Origin of the sequence: Pseudomonas sp. CP-1 (assembly GCF_021213715.1) — a bacterium.
GTDB lineage: Bacteria > Pseudomonadota > Gammaproteobacteria > Pseudomonadales > Pseudomonadaceae > Pseudomonas > Pseudomonas aeruginosa.
The window spans coordinates 66,540-78,933 of sequence record NZ_JAJQKY010000002.1 but is presented as its reverse complement, the minus strand read 5'-3'; the positions used below and the strand labels follow the sequence as shown (position 1 = coordinate 78,933).

The 12,394-nt window shown below is 69.1% G+C and carries 13 protein-coding genes; 5 read left to right on the top strand and 8 right to left on the bottom strand.

Annotation, left to right across the window (positions count from 1 at the left end):
- Positions 1–234 precede the first annotated feature (234 nt).
- The 5 genes from LT948_RS04210 to tsiT are packed head-to-tail and all read left to right on the top strand — an operon-like array spanning position 235 to position 3,025.
- Positions 235–627 carry a PAAR domain-containing protein gene (locus LT948_RS04210; RefSeq protein WP_022579764.1) on the top strand — a complete coding sequence of 131 codons (393 nt, stop codon included), beginning with the start codon at positions 235–237 and terminating at the stop codon, positions 625–627.
- Positions 624–1,151 carry a DUF4123 domain-containing protein gene (locus LT948_RS04205; protein ID WP_024947611.1) on the top strand — a complete coding sequence of 176 codons (528 nt, stop codon included), beginning with the start codon at positions 624–626 and terminating at the stop codon, positions 1,149–1,151. The genes LT948_RS04210 and LT948_RS04205 overlap by 4 nt, the downstream gene beginning before the upstream one ends.
- Positions 1,144–1,527: a hypothetical protein gene (locus LT948_RS04200; protein WP_024947610.1), complete on the top strand. Its 384-nt coding sequence runs from the start codon at positions 1,144–1,146 to the stop codon at positions 1,525–1,527. The genes LT948_RS04205 and LT948_RS04200 overlap by 8 nt, the downstream gene beginning before the upstream one ends.
- Positions 1,524–2,309: a type VI secretion system effector protein TseT gene (gene tseT, locus LT948_RS04195; protein ID WP_003104240.1), complete on the top strand. Its 786-nt coding sequence runs from the start codon at positions 1,524–1,526 to the stop codon at positions 2,307–2,309. The genes LT948_RS04200 and tseT overlap by 4 nt, the downstream gene beginning before the upstream one ends.
- The gene (gene tsiT / locus LT948_RS04190) at positions 2,306–3,025 is read left to right on the top strand and encodes a type VI secretion system immunity protein TsiT (RefSeq protein ID WP_003161898.1); all 720 of its coding nucleotides are present in this window, start codon (positions 2,306–2,308) and stop codon (positions 3,023–3,025) included. Before tseT ends, tsiT begins: the two co-directional genes overlap by 4 nt.
- Before the next feature lie 319 nt (positions 3,026–3,344).
- Here tsiT and LT948_RS04185 read toward each other — a convergent pair whose 3' ends face one another.
- The 8 genes from LT948_RS04185 to moaE all read right to left on the bottom strand — a co-directional run bounded on the left by LT948_RS04185 (position 3,345) and on the right by moaE (position 12,390).
- Positions 3,345–5,687 carry an endonuclease/exonuclease/phosphatase family protein gene (locus tag LT948_RS04185; protein ID WP_003132624.1) on the bottom strand — a complete coding sequence of 781 codons (2,343 nt, stop codon included), beginning with the start codon at positions 5,685–5,687 and terminating at the stop codon, positions 3,345–3,347.
- A 36-nt stretch (positions 5,688–5,723) separates the two neighbouring features.
- Entirely contained in the window at positions 5,724–7,286 is a 1,563-nt protein-coding gene (locus tag LT948_RS04180; RefSeq protein WP_003104245.1) for an alkaline phosphatase D family protein, read from the bottom strand.
- 251 nt (positions 7,287–7,537) lie between these two features.
- Positions 7,538–8,053, bottom strand: a complete 516-nt coding sequence (gene ubiT, locus LT948_RS04175) for a ubiquinone anaerobic biosynthesis accessory factor UbiT (protein ID WP_003104247.1) — start codon at positions 8,051–8,053, stop codon at positions 7,538–7,540.
- Positions 8,047–8,937: a U32 family peptidase gene (locus LT948_RS04170; protein WP_003110916.1), complete on the bottom strand. Its 891-nt coding sequence runs from the start codon at positions 8,935–8,937 to the stop codon at positions 8,047–8,049. Before LT948_RS04170 ends, ubiT begins: the two co-directional genes overlap by 7 nt.
- Before the next feature lie 11 nt (positions 8,938–8,948).
- A complete protein-coding gene (ubiU, locus tag LT948_RS04165; protein WP_073657108.1) occupies positions 8,949–9,944 on the bottom strand; it encodes a ubiquinone anaerobic biosynthesis protein UbiU in 996 nt (331 codons plus the stop codon).
- A gap of 114 nt (positions 9,945–10,058) precedes the next feature.
- Positions 10,059–11,282: a molybdopterin molybdotransferase MoeA gene (locus LT948_RS04160; protein WP_003114306.1), complete on the bottom strand. Its 1,224-nt coding sequence runs from the start codon at positions 11,280–11,282 to the stop codon at positions 10,059–10,061.
- Positions 11,279–11,836, bottom strand: coding sequence for a molybdenum cofactor biosynthesis protein B (moaB, locus tag LT948_RS04155; RefSeq protein ID WP_015502392.1), 558 nt, complete (start codon positions 11,834–11,836; stop codon positions 11,279–11,281). Before moaB ends, LT948_RS04160 begins: the two co-directional genes overlap by 4 nt.
- Before the next feature lie 101 nt (positions 11,837–11,937).
- A complete protein-coding gene (moaE, locus tag LT948_RS04150; protein ID WP_003093025.1) occupies positions 11,938–12,390 on the bottom strand; it encodes a molybdopterin synthase catalytic subunit MoaE in 453 nt (150 codons plus the stop codon).
- Positions 12,391–12,394 lie beyond the last annotated feature (4 nt).

Sequence of the window (12,394 nt, the reverse complement as noted above, 5' to 3'; positions counted from 1 at the left end):
ACGCCTCCTTCCCTCCTCCCAGACTCCCCTCCCCATCGCGCCATCGCTCCGTACGCCTGCGCCTTTCGCAGGCGGGTGACGAGACTTCCAGGTAGGAAATCCCTTCAAGCGCAACCAGGCAAGGACGCGGTTGCCCAAGCCGTTTCCGAAGGTGCCTCCTGAGCAGTTCAGATAGGTTGTCCGCCCCCGAGTGGCACGGCAGAGTGCCAGGGTTTATCTCATAGGGACTTGAGCATGAGCGGCAAACCCGCTGCGCGCCTGGGCGATCCGACCGCGTGTCCGCTGCCGGGCCACGGCAGCAACCCGATCGTCGGCGGCTCGCCCGACGTCTTCTTCGACCATCGGTCCGCCGCCCGCCAGGGCGACGCCACCGCCTGCGGCGCCACCCTCAGCGCCAACGTCATCGCCAACGTACTGATCAACGGCAAGCCCGCCACCGTGGTAGGTAGCGTCGGCACCCACGGCAACCTGGTGGTCGGCGGCGCGGGCACGGTGCTGATCGGCAACAGCGGCGGCGCACCCGCTCTCGCCCTCGCCCCACCGAAGCTGTGCCTGCAATGCCTGCTGCTGGCGGCACGCCGCAACCAGGCCCTGGTGCCCCTGGAAAGCCTCGGCGGCGCACCGTGAGCCGGCTCCAGCCGGCGCTCGCGGCGCCTACGCCGGACAGCCGCCTGTTCGCCCTGGCGGACGGCGCCCGCTACCTGACCCTGGACACCCGCCTGGAAAAGGCCGCGGGGGAAATCCGCTCGCGCTGGCTGCTGGCCGGGAGCGAGCTGGACGAAATCGCCCATGCCGGGCCGGTCCTGATCGAATTCATGGACAGCGCCTCGCTTTCGTCATCGGGCGAATTCCTCGGCTGGCTGCGCGACTGGGACCGCCGCTCGCCCATGACCTCCTGGCTGTGGAGCCGGGCGTCCTTCGAAAACCTCGCGAAACACTTCGCCGGGCTGCTCTTCACCCGCATGCCCGACGGCCGCCGGGCGCTGTTGCGCTACTACAGCCCGGAAGTGCGCCGGGCGCTGGAACAGGTCATGACCGCGCGGCAATGGACGCAAGTGATGGCGCCGCTGGAGCGTTGGCAGGTCTGGCAGCCCCTGCAGGGCGCCTATCTCGTCTATGACCGGGAAACGGAGCGGACCGCCGATGCTTGAACTGGATGCCGGCCAACTGGATCGCCTGCAGCGGGTCCGCGACGACGAAGTCATCGAGCGGGTCCTGCTGGAGGTACGCCGGGAGGCTCCCGCCTGGCTCGAACGGCGCGGCCTGCTGCCCGCCATCCGGCAACTCGGCGAGCTGCGCACGACGGCGCTGGAACTGGGTATCGAAGAGCCCGGGACGATCGAACGCTTTCTCCTGCACGGCCTGGCCTTCCCCGGCTTCCAGGACACGCCGGCGTTTCTCGCGCACATGCGCCGGCCGCTGGCTGACAGCCCGGAACAACGCTTCCAGGACTACGAACGGATCGTCGAGTTTCGCCTGGCCAGCCAGAAATGGCGCGCGTACGAAACCTCGGGGAGACCGGCATGAGCGGCATAGGCGCGCTTTTCCGACCGCTGCCCCGCATGGGTCCGCGGCTGCCCTTCGAACTACCCGCGCCACCCCGGCCGCACTTGCCGATGCCGGCGCCGCGCCCGCTGCCGCGACCGGCCCCCGGCGCGCTGCCCAGGCCGGTACCGCGTCCGATGCCGGTGCCGCAGACCCTGCCCAGGACCGAGACCGGCACGCTGAGCCGCGACCGGACCCGGGAAGCCGAGCGCGATTGCAGCAAGAGCCAGGGCCGCGACAAGGACTGCGTGGAGTGCCCGCCGTCCCGGGGCGAAATGGCCATCGCCAATAACGGCAAGGGCCACAGCATGTCGGACCTGTCCGCGCGCTACCAGCAGTGGGTGACCAATTTCCCGTTTCCCCACGAATGGTTCTGGAGCGGCACCTGGTGGGACGGCTTCGACGAGCCGCGCTGCACCCTGCTGGAGGCGAAGGCCAACTACGCCTTCCTGTTCGTCCCGCTGCTCGGCGTGCCCAGGCCCTGGGCGCGGGCCAAGGTGAAGTCGGACCTGCTGCAGAAGGCCGAGGTCCACAGCGACAAGGCCCGACCGACCCCGCCGGTGTTCGTCGAATGGCACTTCCTGCAGCGGATCGTCTACGAGTACTGCGCCGCGGAGTACCTGCGCATGGGACTGGCCAACCTGAAGGCATTCTGGAATCCGATGCCGGGAACGGACGAGCACGACGACTACCAGGAAACCCGCGCGAAGGAACAGGAAGAGATGAAAAGGTTTTGCGAAGAGAACCCGGGGTATTGCGCATGACGGACGCCAAGGCTTTCAGGCGCTACATATTCGAGCTGTACTTCGATCCGGCACGGCTCCTCGAACTGGACGACGACCAGCACCTGCAACGGATAGAGCGCTTCCTCGATGCCCTCGCGCCCCTCCATCCGGTGCTGGAGAACTGGTACCTGTGCGGCGACTCCCTGCGCGACGCCCTCAGCCACAACGTCACCGAGCACCGCCAGGATCTCGCCAAGGCCCTGTCGCGTGACCGGCGCACCCGGGCGGTGGAACTGGTGCTATGGAACGGCGAGGAGGATCCGCTCAAGGGCGGGTTGTCGCTGGACTACGAGGCCAGCGGCAGGGCCGTCTCGACCAGGCTCCAGTTGGAAGATGCCGGCAGCCTGCTGCAGGTGTTCGACGCACCGGCTTCCTCCTTCGTCGCGATCTTCCTCGCGGCGCTGGAAATCTGGCCCGAAACGACCTGGGGCATGCTCGCTCCGCATACGTATTTCGTACACCAGCGGACCTTCCCGGACCGCCGCAGCATCGGCTGGATCGGCTTCTGCCCGCATCCGCTAAGGGCCACGGACTTCCCGGCGGCTACGGAGCTGGTCGACATTCCCGGCCGTGGCACCCTGCTGCTGAACGGCCGCGAACCGATGGACGAAACCCGTCGCGAACATTTCGAGCGCGTCGGCGAAGCGGACATCAAGCTGATGGAACTGGGCTACCTGCCGCCGCTGCGCGGTTGACGACGTACGAAGCAAAAGCCGCCTGCGTTCCGTAGGGCGAATACGCTACCGGCGTTATCCGCCGGCATCCGCCGCAACGGCGGATAACCGCAGGCGGTTATTCGCCCTACCAGGCCCACGTGCCACACTGGAAGGGCACCCTGGAGGGGGCTCCGTTCCGTGGGGCGAATACGCCACCGGCGTTATCCGCCGGTATCCCGCCGCAACGGCGGATAACCGCAAGCGGTTATTCGCCCTACAGGCCCACGTGCCATGCAGAAAGGCCACCCTCGGGTGGCCTTTCTGCATGGCGACCAACGCCACGGGCGCTATCCGCTGCCTACCTGCGGTGCTTCTTCATCGCCACCCGGCGCAGGTCGATACCGATCACCACCGGGTCGTGGTCGGAGGCCCGGTACGGCTCGGCGTTGTACAGGCTGTCCTGCTGCCGAGGGGTCTTGAACTCGACGTTGTAGTCCAGCACCCGGGGCTCGTCGGCGTTGATGTGCCACTCCACCGCGCCGCGTACCTGGCGCGCCAGGCTGGCGTTGGCGAGGGCGTGGTCAAGGTAGCCGGACTGCCCGGAGAACACGTAGGAGTAGCCCTTTCCTGCGCCCGCCTGACGTGCCACCAGGTCGGTGTAGCCGGCGCCGCGGATGACGTTCACCGGGTCTTCCTTGGCATAGGAATTGAGGTCGCCGATGATCAGGCGGTCAGGTTCCTTGGCGCCCGTCGGATCGCCCGCCAGCCAGTCCACCAGGGCCTGGGCGGCGCGCGCCCGGGTCAGGTTGCAGTTGCCCTGGCCGTCGCCGGTGTCCGGGTCGCCGTCGCAGGCCGAGCCCTTCGACTTCAGGTGGTTCACCGCGATGGTCAGGCGTTCGCCGCCATTGATCTCCTGGAAGGTCTGGGCCAGGGTCGGACGGTTGCGGGTGTCGTCGAACTCCGGGTTCACCGAACTGTCGAGCACCGCCGCGGATCGATAGGTGCGGACCTTGTCGCCGCGATAGATCAGCCCCACGGCAATCTCGTCGCTGCCCAGCTTCGCCCGGTTCGGGTTGACGAAGGCATAGCGCTGGCCCTGGGGCAGGCTGGCGTTGAGGCCGTTGACCAGGTCGGCGATGGCGCTGAACTCGCCGTAGCCGTCGTTCTCGATCTCCATCAGGCCGACGATGTCCGCCTTCGAGGCGAGGATCGCCGCGACGATCTTCGCTTTCTGCCGTTGGAACTCCTCGACCGTGTTGGCTCCGCGCGAGGTGGGGAAACCGCCGCCCTTGCCATCGCCGTTGAAGTAGTTGAGCACGTTGAAGCTGGCCACCCGCAGGCGCCCTTCCACCGCCGGCTGGGCCGGACGCGGATTGGCCGCCTCGAAGGTCGGCGTCTGCAACGGCTGGATACGGTAGCTGCCGGCCGAGTAGTCGAGCACGCCGTCGATGGCGCTGGTGCGATCGCCGACGCGCAGGCTGTTGTAGGCGCTCAGTTCCGGCGCCGGGTAGCGGATCGGGTCGGGGTTCTGCCCGCTGCGGCCGTCGTCGAGGAGAATCCGGTCGAGGTCGTTGCGCGCCTGCATGGCCTTGGCCTGTTCGCCGGGAGCCACCACGTTGGTCGGAGTCATCTGGCGGCCGCCGGAGGACAGCAGGACCTCGCCGTAGCGGCCGAGGTTGTAGACCTCGTTGACGGTCAGCGTCTGGCGGAGCTGCACGCGCATGCCTTCGTAGCGCTCCAGCGCATCGGCGCTGGCCAGCGGCAGGCTGATGCCGGCCGGCGTCGGCAAGGCCACGCCGCTCGCCAGGACGCTGACCTGCAGCGGCCCGACCAGTTCGGTGAGGCCGTTGAACTCGCGGACCTGGCCGGTCACCCGGACGCGGTCGCCGAGCTTGACGTCGCTGCCGTTGCCGCCGTCGTAGACGAAGATGCCTTCGGAGGTCGCCGGGTCGCCGTCCACCGTGGCATCTTCCTGCTGCACGTAGAAGCCCTTCAGCTCGCTGGCGTTCTGGAAGTCGCCGACCACCACGCCCTCGATGGCGACCCGCTGGTTCACCAGCGGACTTTCGGCGCCGGCGCCCTGCACCTCGTGGATCGGTCGCAGGCCGGCCTCCTCGCCGCCGCCGGGCTCGCCAGCGCCATGCTGGCCGAGGTTGGCGAAGGTGTCGCGCGGGTAGCCCAGCCATTGCGCCGCCGGGTCGAAGGCGTCGCTGGGATCGCTGTCGCCGTCGCGGATGTCGGCCTTGCGCACCAGGCTCCGGTCAAGGGTCTGCACATCGCCGCTGCCCCAGGTCGTGCCGGGGTTGAAGCCGACCTGGCCGAGGCTGTCGAGGATCTCGCCGCTGCGCCGGCGCAGCAGCACCGCATCGTTGCCATTGAACCAGCTGCCTTCCACCCGCTGGCTGGCCAGCGCCAGCAACGCCGGGTCGGCCACGCCGTTGGCGAGGACGAAGGTCTTGCCCGGCGCCAGGCTGCCGCTCAGGTCGATGCTGCGGCCCGCCGCGCTGGCGCCGTTGAAATAGAACTCGACGCGGTAGGCGGAGAGGTCGAGGACCTGGCTGCCGCTGTTGTAGAACTCCAGCGCCTTGTTGTTGCCGCTGCCTTCGACATACTCGGAGATGATCAGCTCGGCGGCGTTGGCCACCGGCAGGCCCAGCAGGGCCAGGCCGCCCAGCAGGGCGGCGTTACGCAAGGGGTGCATCGGGATACTCCTTTATCGGAATGGGGTAGCCGCGGCTCAGGCGCCGTCGGGCTGCAGTTCCTGGGAAAACACCGGCTCGCCGTCGAGGTCGCGCAGGGTGACGGTGAGCGCGCGGCTTTGCGCATCGATCTCCACCTCGCCGAAGAACTGGTAGCCGGCGAAGGGGGAACTGTTCTGGACCAGCGGGGCCTTCTGGAACATCACCTGCGGGCCGAACGTGCCATCCAGCGCGTTGGGTCCGAAACTACCGGCATTGAGAGGCCCGGCGACGAACTCCCAGAACGGCGCGAAGTCCTTGAACGCGGCGCGCTCCGGGCTGTAGTGGTGGGCAGCGCAGTAATGCACGTCGGCGGTCAGCCAGACGGTGTTTCGCACCTCGGCGCGCTGGACGAAGCGCAGCAGGTCGGCGATCTCCAGCTCGCGGCCGAGGGCGGCACCGTCGTTGCCGTTGGCGATGGCCTCCCAGCGGTCGCGCCCCTGGGCGTCCTTGCCATCGGGCACGCAGAGGCCAATCGGCATGTCGGCGGCGATCACCTTCCACTGCGCGCGCGAACCGCGCAACTCACGCTTGAGCCATTGCAACTGTTCACGGCCGAGGAAATCGGTGGCGGCGCTGCGCCGCGCCTGCAGGTTGGCGCTGTTGCCGCCGCGGTAGCTGCGCATGTCGAGGACGAACACGTCGAGCAAAGGGCCGTAGGCGACCTTGCGGTAGATCCGCCCGTCGCGCCCCTGGCGCTGGAAGCGCAGCGGCGCGTATTCGAGGAACGCCTGGCGCGCGCGGGCCGCCAGCACGTCGATGTCCTTCACCTGGTAGCGCTCGTCGAGCTGCTTGCTGGAGGACCAGTTGTTGGTGGTCTCGTGGTCGTCCCATTGCCAGATCTGCGGCACCTCGGCGTTGAAGCGGCGCAGGTTGTCGTCGAGCAGGTTGTAGCGGTAGTTGCCGCGGAACTCGTCGAGGGTCTCGGCGACCTTGCTCTTGGCCTCGGTCACCCGGTTGCGCCAGATGCGCCCGCTCTCGGTCTCGATGCGTTCGGGGATCGGCCCATCGGCATAGATGGTATCGCCGCTGTGCAGGAAGAAATCCGGCTGGCGCCGGCGCATGGCTTCGTAGATACGCATGCCGCCGATATCCGGATTGATCCCGAAACCTTGCCCGCAGGTGTCGCCGCTCCAGACGAAACGGATATTGCGCGCCTCGCTCGGCGCACTGCGCAGGTGGCCGAACCAGGGCTTGCTCAGGCTGCCGTCGCGGGCATCCTCGAAGCGCACCCGGTAGAAGATCGACTGGTCGGCTGGCAGGCCACGCAGGTCGATGCGCGCGGTGTAGTCGAGGCGCTCGTCGGTGACCGGCGAGACCAGCCGACGCGGCTCGCTGAAGACGCTACGGGTGTCCCATTCGACGATCATCCGCGCCGGGCGGTCGGTGCGGCTCCAGACCAGCGCGCGGTCGCCCTGCACGTCGCCGGATTGCACGCCATCGGTCAGCTTCGGCCGCGCCCTGGGCGAGGCGATCACCGCCGGCGCGCCCAGCGCCGGCAACAGCAGTCCAGCGCCCAGGCCTTGCACGACGCGGCGGCGCTTGAGGTCCATCCCACTCATACCGGAGTTCTCCGCAGGCTTCACGAAGGTCCGGTTTACCGGGGCAAGTTGACAGGGGCGTTACGGGGACAGACAGGCTATCCGTTTGGTCAGGGGAAACGCCCATTCGCTCCGCGCCGCCCATGCGGCAACGAACCGGGCGTTGCCTCGCTGAAAAGAGCCTCAGTGAGTTTCAGGCTTCAGGGAATACACCCAATCGGAGGGGCGCGCCCAGCGACATTGGCGTCGCTATACGCCCCTTTCCACCGACCTCAGCCGCCCCGCGCCCCCTGGACCGGCCCCTGGGGCGCCTCGCCGCGCTCCTCCTGCACTGCCCGCCCGGCCCGTTCCACGGCGTTCCACAACCAGGGCGGCAGGTGCTCCGGATCGAGACTGTCGAGGAGGTTCTTGACCGCCAGGCCCAGCTCGGTGTCGCCCTCGATCACCAGGCGGCGGCGGAAGAACAGGGTATCCGGGTCCTCATGCCGGCTGGCCAGCAGCAGGAAGTCGCGCCAGTCGCCGCGGATGGTCACGCTGGCCCGTGGCCGTTCGACCAGGCGCAGGCCGCCGGGCACCCGGGTGACGCACCAGCCGACGCCGAGGTCCCTGACTTCCAGGCGCAGCCAGCGACCTTCCAGCAGGTCGAAGGCGCCCTCCTCCAGCGGCTGGGCGAACAGCCGGTTGGCGACCCGTTGCAGGACCAGGTGCTGGAGCCCGCGCGGAACCTTCGCCGCCAGCGGCAACAGGCGTCCGGCGACGCCGAGGAGCAGGCGTTGGCGGTTCAGCATAGCCCCGCCTCCTCTGCCCGCAGCATCCCCGGCCGGCCGTGCCAGTAGCCGTTGCAGCCTTCCACCGCGAGCGGCGGAGCGGCGCCCTTGCGTACCCGGTCGAAGGCCGCGATCACCTCGGCCATGCCCTGCGCCCGAGGGCTCAGGCGTAGCAGGTCGGCGCCGCTATGTTCCAGCGAGCGGTAGTCGGCCAGCAGGTTGCTGACCTTGCCGGACATGGTCTGGATGCCGTTGAGGGTGAACAGCGCCTCGCCCTCCTGGCTGAGCAGCGGGATACCTTCGGGATACTGCTGGCAGCAGAACTGGCAGTCGTCCTTGGGCCGGTTCTCCGCCCGCGCGGTGAAGCAGCGCGCCGAGTAGGCCAGCGGCAGGTGACCGTAGGCGAAGACCTCGGTCTGCAATTGCTCCAGGCCCAGCTGCGCAGCCTGGTCGAGCACCCCGCGCAGCAGCTTGCCGGAGACTTCCACCGGCGGAATCCAGCGGCGCATGCCCCAGGAATACAGTTCGGCCAGGGCATGACCGTTGTAGAGGTTCAGCGCCGGACCGCCGACAAAGGGCACGCCGCGCTGGCTGAGGTAATAGACGGCGGCCATGTCGTTGGCCTCGACCCGGAGTTCGCCGTTCTCGCATAGCCGGCGCAGGCTGGACAGCTCCGAAGCGGCCTCGATCAGCGCCAGCCCGGAGAGCACCAGCTCGGCACGGGTCGCCTGCGCCAGCTCGCGGGCCAGCGCCTGCCAGTCATTCAGGGACAGCGCCCGGCGCTTGGCGCAGACGGTCTCGCCGAGGTAGATGACGTCGAGCGGCTGGCCGGCCATCTCGGCGTAGAAATCGAATATCTGCCGCTTGTCCCAGTAGAACAGCAGCGGTCCCAGGCTCAGTTTCATCGCGGCGGTCCTCACTGCCAGGAACGGTGATAGGCGCCCAGGGTGGTCTGGTGCCCTTCGGAAAGTCCGGCCAGCGCGCGCTGCCATTGCGGCTGCACGCTATAGGCGCCCGGCGCGCTGGCGTAGCTGTCCAGCGCCTGGCGCCAGACCCGGGTGACCTGCTCGACGTAGGCCGGGCTGCGCTGGCGGCCTTCGATCTTCACCGCCGCCACGCCGATTTCCGCCAGTTGCGGGACCAGGTCCAGGGTGTTCAGGCTGGTCGGTTCCTCCAGCGCATGGAAGCGCTGGCCATTGACCAGGAAACGGCCCTTGCAGAGGGTCGGGTAGCCGGCCGCCTCGCCGGCGGCGTAGCGGTCGATGAGCACTTCGTTGAGGCGCGAGGTCAACCCCTCCGGTTCCTCGCTCCAGCGCACCGCCCTGGCCGGCGAACAGACGCCGCAGAGGTTCGGCGACTCGCCGGTGACGTAGGAGGACAGGTGGCAGCGGCCCTCGGCCATGATGCACAGGCTGCCGAAGGCGAATACCTCCACCGGCACCGAACTGCCGGCCGCCACCTGGCGTACCTGCGCCAGCGATAGCACGCGAGGCAGGACCGCGCGACGGATGCCGTAGCGTTCGTGATAGAGGGTCAGGGCCGCGGCATTGGTTGCCGAGCCCTGCACCGACAGATGCAGATTGAGCCGCGGATAACGTTTCGCGGCATAGCCGAGCACCGCCACGTCGGCGGCGATCAACGCATCGACGCCGAGGTCGGCGGCCTGGTCCACCGCGCGCTGCCAGCGCTCCCAGCCCTGCGCGCTGGAATAGGTGTTGACCGCTACGTAGAGCTGCCGCCCGGCCTCGTGGACTCGCCGCAGGCCTTCCTGCAACTGGCGTTCGTCAAGGTTGAGGCCGGCGAAATGGCGGGCGTTGGTGTCGTCGCGGAAACCGACGTAGATGGCATCGGCGCCCTGTCGCAGGGCCGACTTCAAGGCGGGCAGGCTGCCCGCCGGACAGACCAGTTGCATGGGGTTGCTCCTCTGGCGAAAAACGCGCTCCGCGGCAGTGGGCAACCCCGGGGCACAAGCGCCACACTCTAGAAAGACGCTCCCGGTCGGCGCTTGACCGGGATCAAGAAGGCCTCAGGCCATCAGTGCGGAGAACGGCAGAAAGTCGATCGCATCACCCACGCCCAGGGTGGCGCCGCGCTCGATCACCGCCAGCCCGTCCGCCCAACTGGCGGCAAGCAGCATCGCCGAGCCCTGCTGGGGGTGGATTTCCACCCGCCCCCGCTCATCGAGCCGCGCCCGCAGGTACTGGCGACGCGCCCGCGGTTGCGGCCAGTCGAAGGCCGCCGGCAGCGCCAGCGGCCGCGGCACTACGTCGAACAGTCCCTGCTGGCGAAGCAGGAACGGACGCGCCACCAGCAATGCGGTGACCAGCGCCGCCGCAGGGTTGCCGGGCAGGCCCAGCCAGGGCTTGCCGGCCACGGAGCCGAAGGCGAACGGCTTGCCCGGCTGGATCGCCAGGCGCCACAGGTTGACCTCGCCAAGCTCGGCGATGGCGCGCTTGAGGTGGTCTTCCTCGCCTACCGAGACACCGCCGCTGGTGACCAGCGCGTCCCATTCGGAGGCCGCCAGGCTGAGCGCATCGCGGCTGGCCACCAGTTCGTCGGCGAGCACTTCCTCGTCGTGCACCTCGAAGCCGAGGCCGCGCAGCAAGGCGCCGATGCAGTAACGGTTGGCGTTGTAGATCTGCCCGGCCAACAGTGTCTGGCCGGGCTCGCGCAATTCGTCGCCGCTGCTCAGCAGGCCGATGCGCAAGCGCCGACGCACCGAGACCGTGGCGACGCCGAGACTCGCCAGCAGGCCGAGTTCCTGCGGGCGCAAGCGCTGTCCGGCACGCAGCACCGGCGCGCCGCGACGCAACTCCTCGCCGCGCCGGCGCACATGCTGGCCGGCGCTCACCGGCGGCAACTGCACGCGCTCGCCGTCGACCACGCAGAGTTCCTGCGGCACCACGCAGTCGGCGCCGGTCGGCAGCGGCGCGCCGGTGAAGATCCGCGCCGCCTGGCCCAGCGGCAGGCTCATGCCGCGGGTGTCGCCGGCGGCGATCCGCGCGCCGACCGTCAGGCTGCCGCCGCTGCGCGGCAGGTCGGCGGAGCACAAGGCGTAGCCGTCCATCGCGCTGTTGTCCCAATGCGGCAGGTCCATCGGCGCCAGCAGGTCCTCGCCGAGCACTCGTCCCAGCGCCCGCTCCAGGGCCAGGCTCTCGCAGGCTGGCGGGCGCGGCGCGCGCGCCAGCAGTTCGGCCAGCGCCTCGTCGAGCGGGCGCAGTTGGCCGCCATCGCAGGCGCAAGCGCTCACGAGCGGCACCCGCAGCCGGCCACCGGCGCCACGGCTGGCGGGGTCTTCAGGTGCGGGACGAAATTGCACGGGCGGGTGCGGCTGTCCAGTTGCGCCAGGAGAATCTCGTTCCAGGCGGTGCGACAGGCGCCCGGCGAGCCGGGCAGGCAGCACACCAGGGTACCGTTGCTGAGCCCGGCCAGCGCTCGCGACTGGATGGTGGAAGTGCCGATCTCGCGCTGCGAGACCTGGCGGAACAGTTCACCGAAGCCCTCGACCTCGCGCTCGAACAGCGGCCCGACCGCCTGCGGGGTGTTGTCCCGCGCGGTGAAGCCGGTGCCGCCGGTGATCAGGCCGACCTGTACCTCGGGGTCGGCGATCCAGGCCGAGACCACCGCGCGGATCTGGTAGATGTCATCGGACTTCAGGCTCCGCTGGTGCAGGCGATGACCGGCGGCCAGCAGCGCGTCGGCGAGGGTCTGGCCGGAAGTATCGGTTTCCAGGGTACGGGTGTCGCTGACGGTGAGGATGGCGATGTTCAGCGGCTGGAAGGTGGAGGTGGCCAGGTGGCTCATGGAAGGGAGTCCTCGGAACGGGCGATGCCTCAGCCTGAACCGCGGGCCCCCGGCTGGCTATTCCTCCGAAGAGGTAAGCCGGCGGCGCGAGGAGGTAGCCGTCACTCCTCCCAGCGCTGCGCGGCGGCCTGGTCGCTGCAGCGGCCTTCGACCCAGCGCGGGCCTTCGGCGGTGTCTTCCTTCTTCCAGAACGGCGCGCGGGTCTTCAGGTAGTCCATGACGAAGTTGCAGGCGTCGAACGCCGCCTGCCGGTGGGCGCTGGCGCAACCGACGAAGACGATCGGCTCGCCCGGCTCCAGGCGGCCGATGCGGTGGAGGATCTCCAGGCGCAGCAGCGGCCAGCGCTGCCCGGCCTCGGCGGCGATCTTGCCGAGGGCCTTCTCGGTCATGCCCGGATAATGTTCGAGGAACATCCCGCCGACCTCGCGACCGTCGTTGAAGTCGCGCACGTAGCCGACGAAGCCGACCACCGCGCCGATGCCGACGTTCTGCGCATGCAGGGCGTTAAGCTCCTGCCCCGGATCGAAAGCGGCCTGCTGGACGCGGATGGCCATGGGT